Below are 20,191 nucleotides of genomic sequence, written 5' to 3'. Positions count from 1 at the left end.
CTTCGCGAAGTGTTCAGCGCTTGCAGCGGTTGCTGCGGGTACGGTCCTCACCCTGTATCTGACATGCTCAAGCTGAGGTTGGAAACAGCTCAGTGTCGACCCAGCGGACTTGGGCGTGCTTGCGCGGTTCGCGGTTCTCGGGTTCGCCGGTCCATTCCTCAGCGGCGAAGACGACCGTGAGGAAGCCGTTGGGGGCTTCGACGCCCCAGGCGCCGTGAATGACGTGGGCGACCTTGAGGGACTCCGGCTTCACCGTGAGGCCCGTCTCCTCATAGAGCTCGCGGACTGCCGTCTCAGTGATGGGCTCGCCCGGTTCACTCTTTCCGACGGGCAGGTCCCACATCCCCTGGGCGAACTTCGCGTTCTCGCTGCGCTGGAGGAGCACGACGCGGTTAGTGGTTTTGTCGTGGACGATGACGGCCGCGACCAGCAGCGTCATCGAGTCGAGCGCCGGCTTGAGGGCTGGAGGGCGGTTATCGGTCTGCTGAGCCACGGGGTTCCCTTCGTCGGGCAGGTTGTTGGGCATGTTAGGCGAGGGCCTCGCGGGCGCGGCGGGCGAGATCGGCGGCGCCGGGGACGCGGCGGCGCTGATAGACCGCGAGTGTGGAACGGATCGAGGTGATCGCCTTGCGGGTGCGGTCGGAGGTCATGCCCTCCATGAGGACCAGAGCCTGAGTCCAGGCCGCAACCGCTTCGTCGGCGCGGACCTGGGCGGCCAGGCTGTCGCCGAGGTCGGCATGGGTGAGGGCGTGGACGCGCTTGTACTTCTCAGGGTCCCAACGGGTGAGCGCGTCGCGGTGCTGCTGTTCCGTACCGATGTGGTCGGCGAGGTCGGTCAGCGTGCGGGCGGTGTGGCTGGCCACGGTGCCAGCGGCAGGGCCACTGACGCGGGAGAAGCTGGGCTGGGGACCGTCCTCGCGCAGGAGCGCGTCTTCGGCGGCGAGGAGAGCACGAGCAGCCAATGGGTTCTCACCGACCGCTGCGTATGCGCGAGCGTGCGTGATGTGGAGGAGCGCTTCCGTCTGGCCGTCCACGTGGCCGAGGCCGCGGGAGAGGGCGCCTTTGACGAGGTCCACGCAGTGGTGGGGTTGCTTGAGGCTGAGGGACTGGTGGGCGAGGGCGCGCATCATCCATGCGGCATGGCCGTGAGGGTCTGCTTCGCAGGCGAGCTGGTAGCCGACCTGGTAGTAGCGCTGGGCAGCGCCTTCGTGTCCAAGGTCGTGGTGCTTCCACCCTGCGAGGTAGGCGAGTTCGGCGACGGCGCCGAAGGCGGCCTGGCGTAAGGCTTCTGTGGGGAACCGGCCGCGCAGCATGGGGGCTGCCGTGTCGGCGAGGTACGCGGTGACCGTGGTCAGGCCGTGCCCGCCGCCGAGCCTTTCGTCGGCGGCACTGAAGGCTGCCGTGATCTGTCGTACGACGTCGATGTCGTCGCTGCCGACGAGGGAGCGGGCGGTGCGGGCACGGAGCATCCGCGAGGTAGCTTCGTGGTCGTGCATGAGCGGCATGGCCACGCCGGCCGTGGTGAACGCGGCGATGGCGAGGAAGCGGCGACGCTCGACGTCCGCACGGCCGAGGTCGGTGACCGCGGTGACAGGGTCGGTGTCCGGTGGCGACTCCGTGTCGGGTGAGTGGAGGCCGAGCTCGGTTCGGGTGACGACGCGTCCCAGCCGCCGTGAGAGGGCTTCGGCGAGGTACTGGCCTGCCTGGCCGGACGGCGTGCGGGCACCGCCCGCCCAGTGGGAGATGGCCGATTTGTTGGTCTGGAGCAGTTCGCCGTTCTCGGCGGCGATGCGGCGTACGTCCTTGGCGAGCGCGTCGTACGTGCACCCGGCGGCGTTGATCGTGTCGCGCAGGCGGGAGTTGGCGCTGGTGGGTGTCGGCATGATCGCCTCCGCTCCGGATCCGTAAACCGTGTATACCGCTTGGCCTCGGTCACACCGTACCCACTCTGCGTAGCGGGCGGTTCACTTATCGACAGCCGCCCCACTCACGGCATCGCGGGCCGGGCGGCTCCCAAGTTCCGTACGCCCTAACGGGCTCGGGCATTCCTGTGCCCCGGTCCGGACGATCAGAGACGGAGACACGGTGACCACCATCGACACCGCGACCATCACGGTCGAGCTGCCCGACGCCTTCGACCCGCGCTGGAACCGCCTGCCCGGCATCCAGGTGGACGGCCGGCGCATCATCATCAACCCGGCCGAGTACTTCTTCCGCTTCGAGTCCAGCACCTGGCTCGTCGCCGACTGGGACTTGGTGAAGGCCCAGCTCCTCGACGTGGACGAGACGACCGAGAGCGCGGTCGAGCAGCTCGCGCTCGACTTCATCAAGAACCACGGCGAGTCCACCTCCGATGCGGCCCGCGTGCTGGCGACGGCGTACGGGGTGTACTCGTACCTCTTCCGCGAGGAGCACCTGGCCGGCCTCGGCCTGCCGCAGATCACTGCCGATCATCTGCGCATGTTGCGCGAGGCAGCGACGTTGATGGCGCTCAACAAGGTCGAGCTGGACGGGCACATCTCCAACGTCGGCCCGTGCTGGTTCTTCCCCGCCGCCACGTCCGTCGTTTTCGACGTGGACGACGAGACGGGCGGAATGCTGGACGAGGTCTACCACGGCGGCTGGTTCAACGAGCACCGCCGGATCGAGTCCATCAAGGCCCACGCCGCGCTCGGCGGCCGACTGGTGCACGGCTGCCAGTCCGTGCCGGACCAGTCCGGCGGCGTCGTCGCGCCCTACGGTGCCTCGATGGCTAACTTCCGTGACGACCTGGCCGAGTTCAAGGCGGGCTGGATCGAGCAGGTCTACGCCCGCCGCGTGACCGCAGCCGAGTAACCCTGCCCCCAGCACGGCTCCGGGGCGGGCCAGCTCGCGCGCGCCCGCTCCGGAGCCCACCATCCCCTGGAGACCCCCATGGACCAGAGCCTGTCCGCCACCCTGCTGGACGACCTGTGCACCCTCGTCGGCAAGCCCCTCCCCGAACGTGCCGAGATTCGGGTCTGGGGCATGTCCGGCGTCGAACGAGTCACCTTCCCCGACGGCACCACAGCCGTTTTCAAGTACGCCAAGGAGCCCTTCGATCGCGAGGCCCAGGCCCTGCGGGCGGCGTACCAGCGCGGGCTCCCGGTCCCCGCGCTCCACGCCACCGCCATGCAGGACAAGTGGCTCGGGATGCTCATGGACGACCTTGGCACCCCCGTACGAGACGCCGACGACCTCGACGGTGTCGCCGCCGCCGTCATGCTCCATGCCGCCCGGCCGGCGGGCGGTCTGCCCCTCCTCGACGGGGCGGGCCTCGCAGCCCTGCCCGGCCGAGCCCTCGATCACCTCCAGCGGCTGCGAAAAGCTGACCGCTGGGCAGACTGCGACGACATCGAGACCGCGCTGGGGAAGATCTCCACCGCAGCCGAGGCCCGTGTCCAGGGGGCGACGCTCGACCCGTTCGGCTGGGTCCACTCCGAGTTCCACCCCACGAGCGTCCACATCGGTGAGAACGGCTGGCACCTCCTCGACTTCGCACGCGCCTTCACCGGCCCCGGCCTGATCGACCTTGCCTCCTACCACGGCACCACCGACGTACCGAGCCCCTTCCGAATGCGGGTGCTCCTGGAGCAGTACGTCACCGCAGGCGGTCATGAGGACGCCCTCGCCGCCCGGGGCGGCCTGACCGCCGAGGCATGGGCCCTGGGCTGGCATCGGATGTGGGCCGTGGAGTGGTTCATGGAGCAGGCCATCCGCTGGATCGACGACCCGGCCAAGGACCCCGCGTACATCCCCGTCGTCCGCCGCCACCTGAACGACGTGGTCCAACTCCTGGAGGTCTAGGTGCTCGCCCAGGTCTCCCCCTGGTACGCCCACGCAGCCCAGCGCACAGCCACTGCTCCCGCGCACGCCCTCAGCGCACCGGCCCGGATGGAATGGAGCACCCACGCGGGCATCGGTCCCGGCGCCGAGGTCCTGGGCCGGGACCTGTGCGGCAAGCGCGTCCTGGAGCTGGGCTGCGGCCCCGGCCACAACGTGGCCCACCTCGCGAAACACCACCAGGCCCGCGTCACCGGCGTAGACCTGGTCGGCCTCCAGGTACGCCGGGCCCGCTCCCACTACGGCCACATCGACGGCGCCACGTTCGCCGCCGGCCACGCACTGCACCACCTTCAGGCCACCGGCCAGACCTTCGACACGATCTACTCCGTCTTCGGCGCCGTCGGCCTCGTTGCCCCCGAGCTCCTCCTCGCCGCAGTTTCCCGGCGCCTGAAACCAGGCGGTGTCCTGGCCTTCTCCGTCCCTCACCCGGCACGGGCCGGAAGACATCCATCCGCGGACGACCGTCCGCGCGAGGACTACGTCACCATGCCCGACCGCACCCGACTGCCCCTCGCTCGATGGGAGTTTGACGCCCGCCGCTGGGGAGCTCACCTCTCCCGGACCGGCCTGCGCATCACCTTGGCGGTGGAGCTGCGGCACCCGCGCCGCGACCCGTGGCCCACCACCCTCCTGATCACCGCCTGCAAACGCTGACCGACGGAGGCACCGATGCCCCTGCCCTACCTGCTCCTCGACATCGACGGCGTCCTCATCCCGTTCCCGGCCCTCGACGGCAGCACCCCGCCCACCCACGTCCGCCACACCGTCCTGCCCACCGGCCGACACCCCGACGACCCCGTGCCCATCTGGCTCGACCCGAGCCAGGGCGGCATTCTCACCGACTTCCTGACCAGCGGACTCGTCACCCCCGTGTGGTGCACGAGCTGGCGCAGGGACGCCACCACGATCATCGGCCCTCTTCTGGGGCTGCCCGACTTCCCTTACCTCGACCTGCCTCGCCCTCAGATCACCACCAGCCACCCCGGCGGCTACCTCTGGAAACGTGACCACGTCAACGACTGGCTGGCAGACGCCCCCGCCGTCTGGATCGACGACGACTTCACCAGCCTCGACCACGCATGGGCGGCAGAGCGCACAGCCAGGGGAACGCCGACCCTCCTCGTTCAGCCAGACCCACACCTCGGGCTGCAGCCCGAGCACCTGACCGAGGTGACGAAGTGGCTCGCGCAGTTACCCGCAGCCCGCGCCGTTTGACGGCTGATGCCCTCGCTGCCGCGAGCAGCGAGGGCATCAGGATGCGCTGGGGGGCTGACTCCCTGGGTGCCTGTGGAGTCCGGACCCAACTCAGGCGGTGCCGACTGCCCTACCGGACCTACGGATCGGCTGGCCGAGGAGCTTCTCCACCTCCGCGGATGCGGCGTCGAGGAATTCCTGACCGAACAGACAGAGCGACTGTTCCCAGGGGTGCCCAAAACTGCCCGTCCGGAAGTCTTCCGAGAGGTAGGTGTGGTAATCCCCATCGGGGTACGGGCTCAAAGGCCAGGCCGGCTGCCCCGGGCCACCGACGCCCAGCGGTGCGAAGCGATACGACGTGTGCTGCCAGTCGAGCGCGAGCAATGTTCCGCTCGGGCCCATGCAGGACTTCAGCCCCTGCTCGACCACCTCGACCAAGCGGTCCAACCGCTCGTATTCAGGGTCGTCGTCAAGCGCGGCAAGGCTCCAGGTAACCGATGCGACGGGCTCCTTGATGGCCGGCCACTTGAGAGAACTCGTACTCGGCCGGAACGTGAACTCGTCGTAGAAGCGGTCCCAAACGCGCCGGTACTCGATCTCAAGTAGCTCGATCACGGGACTCTCCATCATGGCCCGACCCTATCGAGTCGCCCTTGTGAGGATCGGAGATAGGTCCTTCACGGAACTGCGCTCCCCTCCACTCGGACCATCAAGGTATTCCGTGAGAGGCGGGGGACGGCCTGATAGCCTGCGATCTTCGCCGGTTACCCGGACGGAGTCCCCCGGCAGGCTCCATGTCTTGCTCTGAGCAGCTCATGACAGCTCTCGATGCCCTGGACCACGCCTTCGCCTCAGAAGGTCCCTTCCTCGTCACAGGATGCACGTACTGCTACGGCGAGCGCGACTTCGCCGAACTCTCCGGCCCGCTGCATCTCATAGGCGACGACCTGGTTTCCTCGGTTGCCGCAAAGACGCCTGATCATTGGGAAGACTTTCCTCGTCTCTATCGTCACCTCGTCCCGCGCATCATTCGCCTACTTGTCACAGGCCGGCTCCACATCGACGAGGAGCTCATCGCCGCCCGCCTGATCCACGCGGGCTGGACCACCTGGGACGTGCCCTTGGCCGAGGCCCTGCGGGACGTCTGGTCCGCTTGGTGGCAGAGCACGCTGCATACCCATCCCAGCCCCGTGCCCGCCAGGGATTGCCTCAGCGCCGTCACCGTGGCCACCAACAGCCTGCGTCCTTGGCTGAACACATGGACCGCGACCAATACCCCAGACGCCGACGCGCACTTGGCAGACCTCGTTGACGACGTGATGCTCGAGTTCGAGATTACCGACTTGCGCATGGGCTTCTACGATGAGTACGACGCCACTGCCGAACTGCTGGGCTGGCTTCTCACCGACGTGCGCGATCGTGCCATCGACACACGTCTCGATGCCCCCTTCCTCTATGAGCGCCTTCAGGCCGCTCAGCCCCCCAGCTGATCTGGTACGCCATCCGGGAACTGAACGGAAAGCTCCGTCTCCTCAGGGGTGGGCGTTCCCCGTGGGAACACTTCCGGTGTTCCCACGGGGAACGTGTCGCACCCGGGGTCAACGGTGCCGACTGCGCTCCTCGGGCCTCTTAGCCACTGGCGTAGCCGGATGGCGCGGCGTGGCGGACCTGGCCGATGTGCCACTGATGGCGCTTTGCCTGCGAGCGGCTTGCGTCCGCCGGTTCGGTTGTGCGGCGATGCGCCAGGTGAGGACCTCGGCGGGGCGCTCCGCACTGTCGAGTTCCCGCTGGGTGCCCACCTCGGCCAGGAGACGTCGGGGGTTGTGGCCGTCGGTTTCGGCTTGGGCGAGGGTTGTGGTCAGGGCGGTCCAAGCGGGGTCGGTGAGAATCCGGTCGGCGTGGTCGGGGAGGGCCGCGCGCACGTCCTGCTCGAAGCGGCTGGCGGTGGCGGCTCGTGGTGCGCGGTGGGCAAGCTCCACCAAGGCCGGTGCGGCGGCCTGCTGGTAGCCGGCCTGGAGGTGGTGGAAGGCTTCGTCGGCTGCTGCGGCCTGCTGTTCGTGGCCTCGCTGCTCGTGCCACCTGGCGGCGGCGCGGGTCAGGTGCACGGTGGCGAAGAGCAGGGCGATGGTGAGTCCGCCGGGTCCGTTGGAGGCGTAGGTGAGTTCCTTGGCGGCTTGGCGTAGGGCGTGGGCTGCTTGGTGGTCCGCGCGGGTGGCGGATCGGCGGGCGCGGTTGAACGCTGTGGCGGCTGCGCGTAGCTCTGCGCGGTGTGGACCGGGTGTGGCGCTGGCGATGATGTAGAGGACGTCGCCGAAGGCGGCGAGCTGGCCTTGGGCGGCGGCATGGTCGTCGGAGTCGAGGGCGAAGTGCGCCGTCTGAATCGCGGTGATGGTGTGCTGCCACGGCTCGGCGGGATCTGCCGCGAACCTGGGGCGGTCGGTTATCTCCTGGTCGGGGAGGCGTTCGCGGAGGCGGTTGATGGAGAGGTCGGGGGCGAGTTTCGAGCCGCCGTACCAGATGGGTTCGCCGGCGCTGTTGGTGTCGCCGGGTGCGGCGAGGCTGTAGCCGATCACGTCGCCGCTCTCGGGGCCGAGGCGTGTCTTGACCTTGATGCCGAGGGACTGCAGCACGGTGAAGTAGTCGGCTTCGGTGTGTACTGCAGCGGCGACCGCGTATGCCCGCTCGCGCAGCCAGTGCCGTGCCGTCACGGTCTGGCCCTGGCGCTCGGCCTTGGCGCGTTCGGCACCGGTGGGGGTACGGGGCGCGGTGAGGTCGCCGGACTTCAGGCGGCGCAGGCCGAACTCAGCTTCGATCCGGCGGCACTCGGTCTGAGCTCGTCGGCCGTCCTGGTGGGTGCGGGGGCGGCGTCCGTCGGCGCGGACGGTGGTGGCCATGATGTGGATGTGGTCGTCGGCGTGGCGGACCGCGATCCATCGGCATGCCCTCTCGTCGCCTGCGGGGGCGATGCCCGTGGCGTGCACGACGCGGCGGGCGACTTCGGCCCACTCGGCGTCGCTGAGGTAGCGGTCGCCGGGCGCGGTGCGGACCGGGCAGTGCCAGACGTGCTGCGGTGGCTTCTTGCCGCCTAGCTCGCGTGTGCGGAGGTCAACGTGGTGGTCGAGTCGCCTGGCGAGCTGGGAGTAGGTGGCTGCCGGGTCGCGGCCGGGGTCGGGAGCGCCGACCATGTCCCAGGCGGCGACGACGTGGGGGTTGGTGTGCTCGTCGCGGCGGCCAGGGCCGAAGAGGTAGGCGATCAGTCCGCGGCTGTCGGAGCCGGTGGAGACGTCAGGAACCATGAGCCGTGCCGTTCGCGAGGAGCTGGTCGATGAGGTGGAAGCTGTTCTGTGCTGCTTGCTCGACGCGGTCGAGAACCGTCTCGGCGCGCTCGGGCACGGTTCCTCGGTTGATGGCTGCAGTGATCTGGTTGAGGTTGCCGCCGATGCGGTTCAGTGCGACGGTGTGCGCCTCGACGGCCTCGATCAGCGGGCGGAGAGGATCGTCCTCCGGGCTGCCGACCATCCCCGCCTTGCCCTGCGCAACAGCCAGGGCTGCGTCCCCGACGAATCCGGCGAACCTCTGACCGCGCTGGTGAGCGGCGGCGCTGATCACCTGGACTGCGGTGCGTGTAAAGCGGATGGTCTTCTCCTGGTCGCGCTTCTCCACGGTGCGCTTGCGGTTCATCTGCGCGGGCAGGGCAGGGGCGTCGAGATCCCGCCAGGAGAGCTGCTCGACGAGCGGTGGGGCATCGGCCGGACTACTGGGAGGAGCGGAGTCGGCTGCGGGCCGGCCGGAGTCCTCGGCCACCCCCTCCTTCGGCTCGGGCGCCCCCTGGCGCTCGGCCTTGTCCTCCGCCATCCCTGAGGCGGGGGCAAGCGCGGACGAAGCCTCGTTAGAGGCTCGTTCGCTCCAGCTTGCTGCTGGTCGTCGGGTGAGCCTGAACAACTTCCTGCGGCGGCGGGAGGTGGGGTCGTCGGCGTTCGATTCGGGCATGGTGGTGCTCCGTCAGTCGTGTGGGGTGGCCCGTCGTCGCATCCGTCGCATCCGTCGCGTGGCTGGTCAGCACAGGTACGGAGACGGAGGCAGGTACGGAGTGATCCGTAACGCCGAGGAGATCCGTCCCCGCGCTGACCTGCGCGGGGACGGATGCGACGGATTGATGCGGACCTGGTGTCAGCGAGCGGGCCTGGGGCCTGCGGGCCCTCCCGGCGGGCCGGTGGGCAGCGTCCCGGACGGAGGGGCGGGCGGCCTGCCCCGGGTCGGATGTGCCGGGACCTCGGCGGTGGGTGCCGACAGGGCGGGGTCGGGGCAGTAGCGGGCCCATGCGTCCACGAACTGGTTGCGGGCGTACGCCTTGGCCTGCCTGCCGTTCTCGAATCGGTAGTTGGCCGGGCTGATACCGAAGTCGCGCAGCAGATTCGCCAGGTGGTAGGCGTTCAGCCCCTTCGTGCCGTACTCCGCCCACGGGGCCTCGGCGTCCTGGATGAGGACCGCGAGCAGGTCCTGGCTGCGCATGGCCTCCTTGCCGGCCTCCTGGTCGAAGACGCGGCGGATGTCACGCAGCAGCCGCGTCTTCAGTGTCGTCTGCTCGTCCTGGACCACCTCGTTGCGCGTCATCGCGAGGCAAGCGGCACGTGCCCGCGCGGGCCAGTGCCCGCCGGCGAGGTCGGCGACGATGACGAGCGGCTCCCATGTGTCGGCGGCGCGGTCCTCGACGGGCATCTTCGGCACCGCGCCCGCGACGGTGCCGCGCTGCGGGACCAGCCAGTCGCCCAGCCGGTCGCGAATCGCGTGCAGTTCCGGTACGGAGTATCGCGATCGGAACGGGGTGATCCGCTCACCCGGCTTGCGCTTCTGCATGCGGATGACGATCGCCCGGTCCATGATCGTGTCCGGCAGGTCGCCGATGCCGGCCAGCGCCGCCATGGCGAAGGTGGGGAACGCGGTCGGCTTGTGCTCCGGCCCGGAGATCCGCCAGGCGGGCCGGTTGCGCTGGTGCCCGGCGTTCAGCAGGCCGCGCAGGTCCTCCTTGTCGCCCGCCTTGGGGCCGAAGATGGTGTCGGCCTCGTCCACCAGCAGCGTCGGCGGGTTCTTGCCGATGACGCGGAAGACGACGGCGGGGGAGGTGTTCACCGTCATCATCGGCTGGTGGACGGTCTCGTAGAGGACGTCCAGGAGACGGGACTTGCCGCACCCCTTGGTCGGCCCGACCACCGCCAGCCGTGGCGCGTGTTGGAGGCCCGGCTGGATGTGGGAGGCCGCGACCCAGAGCGTGACGGCGGTCAGGGCCTCGTCGCTCGGCAGCACCACGTACCGCCCGATCGCCGTGCGGAGATCGTCCAGCAGCGCGCTGCCTTCGCCTGCCGGCCCGCCGCTATCTTGGGACTCTGGTCCGCCTGGAGCAGGAATGCCTGCGCTGTCAGACGCTGTTGTCGGGGCACTAGTTTCGGCAGGTCGCGAATCGCGTGAGCTCCGGCTCGGAGCATCGGCGGGCGGGCCTCCGGTGGCGGGGCGTGCTTCTCGGTCGCGAGGCAGACCCTGGCCCGGGACCGCGATCGGTGGCCAGGCAACACCGGATGCCTTCGAGGTGGCGGGGAACGTAGGGTCCTTCATAGATGTTCCTCTCAGGTGGGGACGAGACGGGCAAGGTCTCGCCCCCGACCAGTTCGTTCAGGGATGGGCGAGGTGCAAGGGGATCTCCGGCCCTCGGCGTAGGCGCGCCGAGGGCCGTTCCTGTGTCCGGGCGGTCCGGCGGCTCATGAGGCCAGACCCCACTCGTCTCCGCCGTCGATCAGCGCGCGCTCGTAGCGCAGCAGTTCGGCCTCGGGGTAGAGCACCCGCTTGCCGACTTTGATGCCGCGCGGCCCCTTCTTGAGCTGGCGCCAGTAGCGGACGGTGCTCTCGGCGGTGCGGTAGCGCTCGGCTACCTCGGCGGTCGTCAGGTATCGCATGCGTTCCCATTTGGCTAGGTGGTGATTCGATCTGCATAATCAGTACCTCATGATCGGCGGTTAGCCAAACCGGGAAGCCCGTGTTTCAATTTGGATAGCGACGGTCGCGATGGAGGTTCGATGGCAAGCGAGAAGCCCGAGAGTGGCGAGGTGCCGCTGCTCTACAGCGAAGGCAACGTGGCGGGCCGCGTGGCTCTGGAGCGCGAGGTCAGAGGGTGGAGCACGACCGAGCTGGCCGAACGGGTGACCAGAGCCGGCGTGAAGATGAACCAGACGGCCGTCTGGCGCATCGAGAACGGCTCACCTCGTCGCCGGATCAACCTCGACGAGGCGCTCGCCTTCTCCCGCGTCTTCGAGCTCCCCCTCGAAGAACTGATGTCGCCGCCCCTCGAAGGGCTCGACGTCGACAGCCGACGGCTCGTCCAGGAAGCCGTCGAAGCGTTCTACGAATCCCGTGACGCCCGCGACCGTCTGCACCGTGCCGTGGTCGCCGTCGCCGGCCACATCAAGGCCCACCCGGACAGCTCGCGGGCGATCCACGAGCAGTGCCTCCGCCTCATGGGGGACGAGCGAGACGCGCGCGTCCTCAGCGGCGACATCGAGGACGGGGGCCACTACTGACAACCAGCACAGAGGAGAAGCCACTTGGCGAACGTACAGAAGCGCCCCAACGGCAAATGGCGCGCCCGCTACCGTGATCTCGACGGCAAGGAGCACGCTCGTCACTTCGACCGGAAGCTCGACGCCCAGCGCTGGCTCGACGAGGTCACAGCCAGCGTGGTCACCGGTCAGTACGTCGACCCGCGCGCCGGTCGCATCACCTTCGCGAAGTATGCCGAGAGGTGGCAGGGCTCGCTCATCGCGAGCGAGGCGGGTGAGCGCATCACCGACAACGCGCTCCGGCTCCACCTCGTACCGGCGCTGGGTGCCCGCTCCCTGGCAGCGATACGCCGCAACGACATACAAGTGCTTTTCAAGCACCTGTCCGACCAGCTCGGTCCGGGCAGTGTCCGGAACGTCCACGACGTCCTCGTGCGCGTCATGACGGCGGCCGTGGACGACAAGGTCATCGCCTCCAGCCCGTGCCGTCGGATCACCCTTCCGGTCATTCCGGACGAGGAGGTCACCCCGCCCACCGTCGCTCAGGTTGAGGCCATGGTCCGTGTGATGCCGCCGTACATCCGGGCGGCCGTCGTCATGCTCGCCGGGTCAGGCTTGTGCATAGGTGAGTTGCTGGGCCTGAAGGTGTCGGACATCGACTTCAAGGCCAGCAGCATTCGCGTGGAGCGGCAGCGGCTCCAGTCGGGGAAGGTCGGTCCGCCGAAGACCGCCAAGTCCCGGCGGACGGTTCCGGTCGGCGAAGTCGTCACCGACGCGCTCCTCGCGCATCTTGCCGCTCGTCCGTCCAGGGAGTGGCTGTTCACCATGGAGGAGGGTGAGCCGCTTAACTACCGGCGGTGGAAGACCGAGTGGAACTGCTCCCGCAAGGCGCTCCAGGCGGCGGAGAACAAGGCGGCCGAGTGTGAGGGCCGCAAACCCGTCGAGCTGCCGCACATGGTGACCCACGACCTGCGGCACTTCTACGCCTCCGCGCTCATCGCGGGCGGGGCGAGCGTCAAGCAGGTCCAGATGGTTCTCGGCCACGCGTCTGCCGTCATCACGCTGCGGATCTACGCGCATCTGTGGCCGGGCGAAGAAGACCGCACCCGGTCCGTGATGGACGCCGTGCTCGGCGGCCTGCGGACCAGGTGCGGACCGGTGGGCGACATGACCAGCGAAACCGCAGGTCAGAGCGCCTAACCAGAGATCAAGCCTTCTTGGTCTCCCAGAAGATCCGGTCGATCTCGGCGATCAGGTCCAGAGCCTTCTGGCCCGTCTTCGGGTCGTTCGAGCCCTTGGCCGCGGAGAGCGCCTTCAGGGTGTCGTTGACCAGCTGGTGCAGCTCCGGGTACTTCTCGAAGTGCGGGGGCTTGAAGTAGTCGCTCCAGAGCACCGAGACATGGTGCTTCGCGAGCTCGGCGCGCTGTTCCTTGATCAGGACGGCGCGGGTGCGGAAGTCCGCGTCCTCGTTGGCCTGGTACTTCTCCTGGACGGCCTTGACCGACTCGGCCTCGATGCGGGCCTGGGCCGGGTCGTACACGCCGCAGGGCAGGTCGCAGTGGGCGCTGACCTTCACCTTGGGGGCAAACAGGCGGGAAAGCATGGAGCTGTCCTCCTCGTGATCGTCTTCTCAGGTGGGACATTACTCCGTGGAGCGCCGCTTTCCGTGGCTGCCCCAGGGGCTTAGGTCAAAAGTCCGGTGTGAGAATCGGGCCGTCGGCCGAACGTACGGAGCGGTGCGCGGCCGATGTGCTGACGATGTGCTGGAGGAGGTGCCGGAGATGCCGGAGCGGCGACAGGTGTCCGGAGGCGGGCGGGTGACGCGGCGTCCGTTGCGGGTGGTGGAGGTGACGGGCCCCTCGATGGTGCCCACGCTCTACCACGGCGACCTGCTGCTCGTGCAGTACGGGGCGCCCGTGAGCCCCGGTGACGTGGTGATCCTGCGGCACCCCTTCCAGCAGGACCTGCTGGTGGTCAAACGGGCCACCGAGCGGCGGCCCGGCGGCTGGTGGGTGCGGGGCGACAATACCTTCGCGGGTGGGGACAGCACCGACTACGGGACGGTGCCGGAGGAACTGGTGCTGGCCCGGGTGCGGGCCCGCTACCGGCCCCTGGCGAAAGGTCAGCGGTCGGTGACGGCGGTGCTGGGCTGGGCGGTCTCCGCGCTGCGGCCGGTGCGCTCGGCCTCCTCACGCTTGCGGGCCCGGTAGGCGGCCACGTTCGCGCGGGTCGCGCAGCGGTCCGAGCAGTAGCGCCTGGAGCGGTTGGTGGAGGTGTCCAGGTAGGCGTTGCGGCACGGCGCCGCCTCGCACAGGCCGAGGCGGTCCACGCCGTGCTCGGTGAGGTGGAAGGCCAGGCCCATCGCCGCGATGGCCGTGTAGCCGGCGGTCGCGTTCGACGGGTGGTCGGCCAGGTGCATGTGCCAGTCCGGCCTGCCGTCCTGGTCGCGTACGTCGTGCCCCGAGATCTGCGGGCTCACCGGGAACTCCAGCAGCAGCGAGTTCAGCAGGTCGACCGCGAGCGTCTCGTCGTCGCCGTCCGCCGCCTCGAAGACCGCGCGCAGCCGAGCCCGTACGGAACGGAACCGGGTCACGTCCGCGTCCGTGGTCCGCCGTGCCGCCTGCTGGTTCGCTCCGAACAGCTCCCGGACCGCCTCGACGGAGGTGAGGGCGTCCTTGTTGCGGGCCGGCTCCTCGGTGTTGACCAGGCGCACGGCGTAGTCCGAGTAATAGGCCAGTTCCACTTGTAGTCCTTACGGTGTCGGTCTAAAGTCGGGGCATCGGCCAGTGTAATGGTTGGCTGGCATTAACGGGTATTACCTGAAAATTACTTGGAGGTTGGCGTGACGGAGACGGCTACGGGCACCGACTGGCAGTCCTGGCAGGAGAGCTGGGACCGGCAGCAGGAGTGGTACATGCCCGACCGCGAGGAGCGGTTCCGGGTGATGCTGGACATGGTCGAGGCGGTCGTCGGACCGGAAGCGCGGGTGCTCGACCTCGCGTGCGGTACGGGAAGTATTACGGACCGGCTCCTCAAGCGGTTCCCGAACGCCACGAGCACCGGGGTCGATCTCGACCCCGCGCTCCTGGCCATCGCCCGCGGCACCTTCGACGGCGACGACCGGGTCGCCTTCGTCACCGCCGACCTCAAGGACCCCGACTGGACGGCCCGGCTGCCCCACACCTCGTACGACGCCGTCCTCACCGCCACCGCCCTGCACTGGCTGCACAGCGATCCGCTCGCCACCCTCTACGGGCAGCTCGGCGGCCTCGTCCGGGACGGCGGGGTGTTCATGAACGCCGACCGCACGATCGACCCGGCCACCCCTCGTATCAACGCGGCCGAACGCGCCCACCGCCACGCCGCGATGGACCGTGCCAAGGCCGCCGGGGCGCTGGACTGGGCCGAGTGGTGGGCCGTCGCCGCGAAGGACCCCGTCCTGGCCGCGCCCACCGCCGAGCGGTTCGCGATCTACGGCGAGCACGCGGACGGCGACATGCCCTCGGCCGACTGGCACGCCCGCACCCTGCTGGCCTCCGGCTTCGGTGAGGCCCGCGCGGTCTGGGCGTCTCCCTCCGACACCCTGGTCCTCGCGGTGAAGTAGCCGTCCGCGAACGACGGCAGCCGCACGGCGCTGAGAGGGGCGGTAGGGGTCTCGGGCTCCTACCGCCCCTCTTTCTCCGTCTCGAGGCGTACGCCCGTAAGACGCTGGTCAACACGTTCATCGCGAGCCGTCGGCGGTTCCGGCGGCGGGTACGCGCGTACGGCGAACGGCCCGACCGCCCCGGGAACACCGCCGACACGGACACCGGGCCGGTCGTGAGGGAGGCGCCCGCCCGGCTCACGGGCGGCCGGCGGGCGGGGGAGCGCGGCGGGCGCGGCCCGACGCGCGGGAGGGCGGTGCGGACCACGGTCCGTACCGCCCTCCCGTATGCGACGGGGACCCGCCCTACAGCACCTTGGACAGGAACGACTTCGTCCGGTCGTGCTGCGGGTTTGTCAGTACGTCGCGCGGGTGGCCCGACTCGACCACCACGCCGTCGTCCATGAAGACCAGCGCGTCGCCCACCTCGCGGGCGAAGCCCATCTCGTGGGTGACGACGATCATCGTCATGCCGTCCTCGGCCAGACCGCGCATGACGTCCAGGACATCGCCGACCAGCTCGGGATCGAGCGCGGACGTCGGCTCGTCGAAGAGCATCAGCTTCGGCTCCATCGCCAGCGCACGGGCGATGGCGACGCGCTGCTGCTGCCCGCCGGACAGCTGGGTGGGGTAGCTCCCCGCCTTGTCGGAGAGGCCCACCCGGTCCAGCAGCTTCTCGGCGCGGGCCCGGGCCACGGCCTTGGACTCGCCCTTGACCTGGACCGGGGCCTCCATGACGTTCTCGATGGCCGTCATGTGCGGGAACAGGTTGAAGCGCTGGAAGACCATGCCGATGTCGCGGCGCTGGAGGGCGACCTCGCTGTCCTTCAGCTCGTAGAGCTTGTCGCCCTTCTGCCGGTAGCCGACCAGCTCGCCGTCGACCGAGAGCCGGCCGGCGTTGATCTTCTCCAGGTGGTTGATGCACCGCAGGAAGGTCGACTTGCCGGAGCCGGACGGGCCGATCAGGCAGAACACCTCACGCGGGGCGACCTCCAGGTCGATGCCCTTGAGGATGTGGGCGGCGCCGAAGGACTTGTGGACGCCCTCGGCCTTCACCATGGGGATGGTCATGCGGAGACACCTCCGGAGGGCCGGTTGCCGAACGCCGCGAGGTTGACCTTGACGCGCTGGAGCGGCGTGAGCGGCAGCGTGCGGAGCGCGCCGCGGGCGAAGCGGCGCTCCAGGTAGTACTGGCCGACGCTGAACACGCTGGTCATCACGATGTACCAGATGGACGCGACGAACAGCATCTCCATCACCGCGTACGACGTGGAGCCGATCTGCGAGGTGGAGCGGAGCAGTTCGTTGTACGTGACCGCGTACACCAGCGAAGAGGTCTTCAGCATGTTGATGAACTCGTTGCCGGTCGGCGGGATGATCACGCGCAGCGCCTGCGGGAGGACCACGCGGCGCATGGTCTTGCCCTGGGTCATGCCCAGCGCGTGCGAGGCCTCGGTCTGGCCCTCGTCGACCGACTGGATGCCGGCCCGGCAGATCTCCGCCATGTAGGCGGCCTCGTTCAGTGCGAGCCCCAGCAGGGCGCACATGAACGGGGTCATGACGTCCGTCATCTCGTCCTTGTAGATGAACGGGATGTTCAGGACCGGGAAGATCAGCGCCAGGTTGAACCAGAGCAACAGCTGTACGTAGACCGGGGTACCCCGGAAGAACCAGATGTACAGCCAGGCCACCCAGCTGGTGACCGGGTTCTTCGAGAGCCGCATCACGGCCAGCACGACGCCGAGGATCACTCCGAGCACCATCGCGAGGACGCTGATCAGCAGGGTGCGGCCGGCACCGGCGACGACGGTGCTGTCGAACAGCTTGTCGCCCACGGCGTGCCACTGGATATTGCCCTGCGAGAAGGCGTACCCGAGGGCGACGAGGAGGCCGATGACCACGACGCCGCTGATCCAGCGGCCGACATGGCGGACCGGAATGGCCCTGATGTGCTCCGGGGCCGGGGTGGCGCCCTTGGAGACGGACGCCGGGCCGGTCGGTGAACCGGCGGGTGTCTTGTCGAACTTGTCAGTCATGGTGACTGCCCTTCAGTGGAGCGTCCGGTCACTTGCCGCCGTTGATGGCGGCCTTGTCGATCGCTCCCGTACCGGCGCCCCACTTGTCGAGCACCTTCTGGTACGAACCGTCGGCGATGATCGCGTCGACGGCCTCCTTCAGGGCGTCGCGCAGCCCGGTGTTGTCCTTCTTGACGGCGATGCCGAACGGGCCGGCGTCGACCTGCTCGCCCACGACCTCGAACGCCTTGCCGCCGTCGGCCTTGCGGGCCAGGTCGACCGCGACCGGGTAGTCGTTGACGCCGGCGACCGCACCGCCGGACTTCACGCGGGTCTGCGCCTCGGTGTCGTTCTCGAACGACTCGATCTTGACGGCCTTCTCGCCGCCGTCGGTACAGGCCTTCGACTGCGTCTTGAGGGCCTTCTCGTACGTGGTGCCGCGCTGCACGGCCGCGGCCTTCCCGCAGAGGTCCTCGATGGACTTGATGTTCTGCGGGTTGCCCTTCTTCGTGTACACGGCGGTGCCGGCGAGGAAGTAGTCGACGAAGTCGACGCCCTCGCCCAGCTTCTTGCCCGACTCGTCCAGGCCCTCCTGGCGCTGCTTGTTGTCCGTGATCGACGACATCGCGATGTCGTGACGCCCGCTGTTCAGGGCGGTGATCAGGCCGTCGAAGGAACCGGAGGTGAACTCGAACTTCACCCCGAGCTGCTTGCCGAGGGCATCGGCCAGATCGGGGTCGACGCCCACGATCTCTCCGTTCTCGACGGACTCCATCGGGGCGTATTCGGCATTCGTGCCGACCTTGATCACACCGGACTTCTGGTACTTCTCCGGCAGCTTCGAGAAGAGCGGGGCGCCGCTCTTGGTCTCCTTGCCGCTACCGCTCTCCTGGGAGGAGCTGTCTGTCTGGTCGCCACAGGCGGTGAGCAGCAAGGAGCCGGCGACCGCGATGGCGCCGATCGCCGCAATCCGGGACTTCGCGGTCGTACGACGCGTGGTGCTTGCGGTCATGTCGGGATCCTCCGGCAGGTGAGGGTGGTGCTGGTGGGCGGCTTGGCACGCACCTTCGAGTGTCGCCACCTTGTGTGATGACGGCATCCTGCCATTTGGACTGGCCCATTCAGGGGTCCGGCCATGTCAAAATCGGATAACGGGCGACCCCCGAACATCAACGGCCGGTGCGCGAGGACCGGACCATCTGTGGGGATTCATTCCTCCCGCCGGAGAATCTTCGGCGTGTCTCGACTAGTGGACGGCATTTATACCGGTTTGCCGACTTGTCCAGATATTCGACTATGAGTCACGTCACCGCGTCGAAATGGACTCGTCCGTAACATCGTTCGTCCGGTAAGAAAGACGTTTACACCCCTCATCCGGGGCTCAGGGCGCGTGTGCGGCGCGTCCGCGCGTACGTACCTCCATCCCAGCCGGGCGGGCCGACCGCCCGGTGCGAGGCGCGTACGCGGTGCCCGCCCACCCCTCCTCAACCAGGAGTGGCCACCCTCAAACGATGAAGACTTAAGGGGTCAACACCATGGCAGCGGAGATCGTCAATCCTCGCAGCGACAGCACCACCGACAGCGGCATCCAGCGCACGAGCGCAGCGGACACCGGGGCCGACGAGCCCTTCGATCCGGCCTTCGCCCTCCACCGGGGCGGGAAGATGGCCGTGCAGGCCACCGTCCCGATCCGGGACAAGGACGACCTTTCCCTGGCGTACACGCCCGGCGTGGCGAAAGTGTGCAGCGCCATCGCCGACAACCCCGAGCTCGTCCACGACTACACCTGGAAATCACAGGTCGTGGCCGTCGTGACGGACGGCACCGCCGTGCTCGGCCTCGGCGACATCGGGCCGGAGGCGTCCCTCCCGGTCATGGAGGGCAAGGCCATCCTCTTCAAGCAGTTCGGCGGCGTCGACGCGGTGCCGATCGCGCTCGCGACCACCGACACCGACGAGATCGTCGACACCGTCGTCCGGCTCGCCCCCTCGTTCGGCGGGGTGAATCTGGAGGACATCTCGGCGCCCCGGTGCTTCGAGATCGAGCGCAAGCTCCAGGAACGCCTGGACATCCCGGTCTTCCACGACGACCAGCACGGCACCGCGGTCGTCACCCTCGCCGCCCTGCGCAACGCCGCGAAGCTCTCCGGGCGGACGCTCGGCGATCTGCGCGGCGTCATCTCGGGCGCGGGCGCGGCGGGCGTGGCGATCGCCAAGTTCCTGCTGGAGGCGGGCATCGGCGACATCGCGGTGGCCGACCGCAAGGGCATCGTCAGCCGCGACCGCGACGACCTCACCGAGGTCAAGCGCGAGCTGGCCGAGCTGACCAACCGGGCCGGCCTCTCCGGTTCGCTGGAGAAGGCGCTCGCCGGTGCGGACGTCTTCATCGGCGTCTCCGGCGGTACGGTCCCGGAGGCGGCGGTGGCCTCGATGGCCCCCGGCGCGTACGTCTTCGCGATGGCCAACCCGAACCCGGAGGTCCACCCGGAGGTCGCGCACAAGTACGCGGCGGTCGTGGCGACCGGGCGGTCCGACTTCCCGAACCAGATCAACAACGTGCTGGCGTTCCCCGGCATCTTCGCGGGCGCGCTCCAGGTCCGGGCCTCCCGGATCACCGAGGGCATGAAGATCGCCGCGGCGAACGCGCTGGCCGACGTGGTCGGCGATGAGCTGGCGGCGGACTACGTGATCCCGTCCCCGTTCGACGAGCGGGTCGCCCCGGCGGTCACCGCGGCGGTGGCCGCGGCGGCCCGTGCGGAGGGTGTGGCTCGGCGCTGAGGTGGCGTTGAGCGGTTGTGGGTGGGCGGGGCCCGTACCGGACGGGCCCCGCCCCGGGGGGGGGGGGGGGGGGGGGGGGGGGGGGGGGGGGGGGGGGGGGGGGGGGGGGGGGGGGGGGGGGGGGGGGGGGGGGGGGGGGGGGGGGGGGGG

General features: G+C 69.1%; 22 protein-coding genes and 1 pseudogene. 11 read left to right on the top strand and 12 right to left on the bottom strand.

Features of this window, described 5'->3' with window-relative positions:
- Positions 1–67: 67 nt before the first annotated feature.
- Positions 68–526 (bottom strand): NUDIX domain-containing protein, encoded by a 459-nt coding sequence (locus ACIRJT_RS38590; protein ID WP_403919255.1) that lies wholly within the window; start codon positions 524–526, stop codon positions 68–70.
- 1 nt (position 527) lies between these two features.
- Positions 528–1,883 carry a tetratricopeptide repeat protein gene (locus ACIRJT_RS38585; RefSeq protein ID WP_403919252.1) on the bottom strand — a complete coding sequence of 452 codons (1,356 nt, stop codon included), beginning with the start codon at positions 1,881–1,883 and terminating at the stop codon, positions 528–530.
- Positions 1,884–2,085: 202 nt separating this feature from the next.
- Between ACIRJT_RS38585 and ACIRJT_RS38580 the strand changes: the two genes are divergently transcribed.
- The 4 genes from ACIRJT_RS38580 (at position 2,086) to ACIRJT_RS38565 (ending at position 5,079) form a co-directional block, all read left to right on the top strand.
- The gene (locus ACIRJT_RS38580) at positions 2,086–2,835 is read left to right on the top strand and encodes a hypothetical protein (RefSeq protein ID WP_356206339.1); all 750 of its coding nucleotides are present in this window, start codon (positions 2,086–2,088) and stop codon (positions 2,833–2,835) included.
- A gap of 78 nt (positions 2,836–2,913) precedes the next feature.
- Entirely contained in the window at positions 2,914–3,825 is a 912-nt protein-coding gene (locus tag ACIRJT_RS38575) for an aminoglycoside phosphotransferase family protein (RefSeq protein WP_403919249.1), read from the top strand.
- Complete coding sequence (locus ACIRJT_RS38570) at positions 3,826–4,518, top strand: class I SAM-dependent methyltransferase (RefSeq protein ID WP_403919246.1); 693 nt, start codon at positions 3,826–3,828, stop codon at positions 4,516–4,518.
- A gap of 15 nt (positions 4,519–4,533) precedes the next feature.
- Positions 4,534–5,079, top strand: coding sequence for an HAD domain-containing protein (locus tag ACIRJT_RS38565; RefSeq protein WP_403919243.1), 546 nt, complete (start codon positions 4,534–4,536; stop codon positions 5,077–5,079).
- A 90-nt stretch (positions 5,080–5,169) separates the two neighbouring features.
- Here ACIRJT_RS38565 and ACIRJT_RS38560 read toward each other — a convergent pair whose 3' ends face one another.
- Positions 5,170–5,673: a DUF2716 domain-containing protein gene (locus ACIRJT_RS38560; protein WP_403919240.1), complete on the bottom strand. Its 504-nt coding sequence runs from the start codon at positions 5,671–5,673 to the stop codon at positions 5,170–5,172.
- 179 nt (positions 5,674–5,852) lie between these two features.
- Here ACIRJT_RS38560 and ACIRJT_RS38555 point away from each other — a divergent pair, with 179 nt between their 5' ends.
- Positions 5,853–6,548 (top strand): hypothetical protein, encoded by a 696-nt coding sequence (locus ACIRJT_RS38555; protein ID WP_403919237.1) that lies wholly within the window; start codon positions 5,853–5,855, stop codon positions 6,546–6,548.
- Positions 6,549–6,656: 108 nt separating this feature from the next.
- On the opposite strand, the gene ACIRJT_RS38550 is transcribed toward ACIRJT_RS38555, so the two are convergent.
- From ACIRJT_RS38550 to ACIRJT_RS38535, 4 genes are all read right to left on the bottom strand, one after another.
- Positions 6,657–8,354 carry a relaxase/mobilization nuclease domain-containing protein gene (locus tag ACIRJT_RS38550; RefSeq protein WP_403919234.1) on the bottom strand — a complete coding sequence of 566 codons (1,698 nt, stop codon included), beginning with the start codon at positions 8,352–8,354 and terminating at the stop codon, positions 6,657–6,659.
- Positions 8,344–8,913, bottom strand: a complete 570-nt coding sequence (locus ACIRJT_RS38545; protein WP_065846733.1) for a hypothetical protein — start codon at positions 8,911–8,913, stop codon at positions 8,344–8,346. Before ACIRJT_RS38545 ends, ACIRJT_RS38550 begins: the two co-directional genes overlap by 11 nt.
- Before the next feature lie 315 nt (positions 8,914–9,228).
- The gene (locus tag ACIRJT_RS38540; protein WP_403919232.1) at positions 9,229–10,668 is read right to left on the bottom strand and encodes a DUF3631 domain-containing protein; all 1,440 of its coding nucleotides are present in this window, start codon (positions 10,666–10,668) and stop codon (positions 9,229–9,231) included.
- Between the two features lie 143 nt (positions 10,669–10,811).
- Positions 10,812–11,006: an AlpA family transcriptional regulator gene (locus ACIRJT_RS38535; RefSeq protein ID WP_030628141.1), complete on the bottom strand. Its 195-nt coding sequence runs from the start codon at positions 11,004–11,006 to the stop codon at positions 10,812–10,814.
- A gap of 120 nt (positions 11,007–11,126) precedes the next feature.
- Here ACIRJT_RS38535 and ACIRJT_RS38530 point away from each other — a divergent pair, with 120 nt between their 5' ends.
- Both ACIRJT_RS38530 and ACIRJT_RS38525 read left to right on the top strand, forming a co-directional pair.
- Positions 11,127–11,627, top strand: a complete 501-nt coding sequence (locus ACIRJT_RS38530; protein WP_403919229.1) for a helix-turn-helix transcriptional regulator — start codon at positions 11,127–11,129, stop codon at positions 11,625–11,627.
- Positions 11,628–11,651: 24 nt separating this feature from the next.
- Positions 11,652–12,806, top strand: coding sequence for a tyrosine-type recombinase/integrase (locus ACIRJT_RS38525; protein WP_403919226.1), 1,155 nt, complete (start codon positions 11,652–11,654; stop codon positions 12,804–12,806).
- Positions 12,807–12,813: 7 nt separating this feature from the next.
- On the opposite strand, the gene sodN is transcribed toward ACIRJT_RS38525, so the two are convergent.
- Complete coding sequence (sodN, locus tag ACIRJT_RS38520) at positions 12,814–13,209, bottom strand: superoxide dismutase, Ni (RefSeq protein ID WP_018959076.1); 396 nt, start codon at positions 13,207–13,209, stop codon at positions 12,814–12,816.
- Between the two features lie 178 nt (positions 13,210–13,387).
- Between sodN and sodX the strand changes: the two genes are divergently transcribed.
- Positions 13,388–13,816 (top strand): nickel-type superoxide dismutase maturation protease, encoded by a 429-nt coding sequence (gene sodX / locus ACIRJT_RS38515; RefSeq protein ID WP_003966341.1) that lies wholly within the window; start codon positions 13,388–13,390, stop codon positions 13,814–13,816.
- On the opposite strand, the gene ACIRJT_RS38510 is transcribed toward sodX, so the two are convergent.
- Positions 13,729–14,349, bottom strand: coding sequence for a CGNR zinc finger domain-containing protein (locus ACIRJT_RS38510; protein ID WP_403919223.1), 621 nt, complete (start codon positions 14,347–14,349; stop codon positions 13,729–13,731). The two genes, sodX and ACIRJT_RS38510, sit on opposite strands and share 88 nt — an antisense overlap.
- Positions 14,350–14,448: 99 nt before the next feature.
- On the opposite strand from ACIRJT_RS38510, the gene ACIRJT_RS38505 reads away from it, so the two are divergent.
- Together ACIRJT_RS38505 and ACIRJT_RS38500 are read left to right on the top strand one after the other, a co-directional pair.
- The gene (locus ACIRJT_RS38505; protein WP_403919220.1) at positions 14,449–15,210 is read left to right on the top strand and encodes a class I SAM-dependent methyltransferase; all 762 of its coding nucleotides are present in this window, start codon (positions 14,449–14,451) and stop codon (positions 15,208–15,210) included.
- Between the two features lie 38 nt (positions 15,211–15,248).
- Positions 15,249–15,467 (top strand): annotated as a pseudogene (locus tag ACIRJT_RS38500) (SigE family RNA polymerase sigma factor); the annotation flags it as partial.
- A gap of 88 nt (positions 15,468–15,555) precedes the next feature.
- Here ACIRJT_RS38500 and ACIRJT_RS38495 read toward each other — a convergent pair.
- From ACIRJT_RS38495 to ACIRJT_RS38485, 3 genes are read right to left on the bottom strand one after another with little or no spacing between them, the layout of a single operon-like run.
- Complete coding sequence (locus ACIRJT_RS38495; protein ID WP_403919217.1) at positions 15,556–16,320, bottom strand: amino acid ABC transporter ATP-binding protein; 765 nt, start codon at positions 16,318–16,320, stop codon at positions 15,556–15,558.
- The gene (locus ACIRJT_RS38490; RefSeq protein WP_403919214.1) at positions 16,317–17,285 is read right to left on the bottom strand and encodes an amino acid ABC transporter permease; all 969 of its coding nucleotides are present in this window, start codon (positions 17,283–17,285) and stop codon (positions 16,317–16,319) included. Before ACIRJT_RS38490 ends, ACIRJT_RS38495 begins: the two co-directional genes overlap by 4 nt.
- Before the next feature lie 28 nt (positions 17,286–17,313).
- Complete coding sequence (locus tag ACIRJT_RS38485; RefSeq protein WP_403919211.1) at positions 17,314–18,276, bottom strand: ABC transporter substrate-binding protein; 963 nt, start codon at positions 18,274–18,276, stop codon at positions 17,314–17,316.
- A gap of 523 nt (positions 18,277–18,799) precedes the next feature.
- On the opposite strand from ACIRJT_RS38485, the gene ACIRJT_RS38480 reads away from it, so the two are divergent.
- On the top strand, positions 18,800–20,041 hold the full coding sequence (locus ACIRJT_RS38480; RefSeq protein WP_403919208.1) for an NADP-dependent malic enzyme: 1,242 nt from the start codon (positions 18,800–18,802) through the stop codon (positions 20,039–20,041).
- Positions 20,042–20,191 lie beyond the last annotated feature (150 nt).

The sequence above is a fragment of the Streptomyces sp. NPDC102283 genome (assembly GCF_044766265.1).
Classification (GTDB): Bacteria; Actinomycetota; Actinomycetes; order Streptomycetales; family Streptomycetaceae; genus Streptomyces.
The sequence above is the reverse complement of the archived record's forward strand: the minus strand, read 5'-3'. Positions and strand labels throughout refer to the sequence as shown.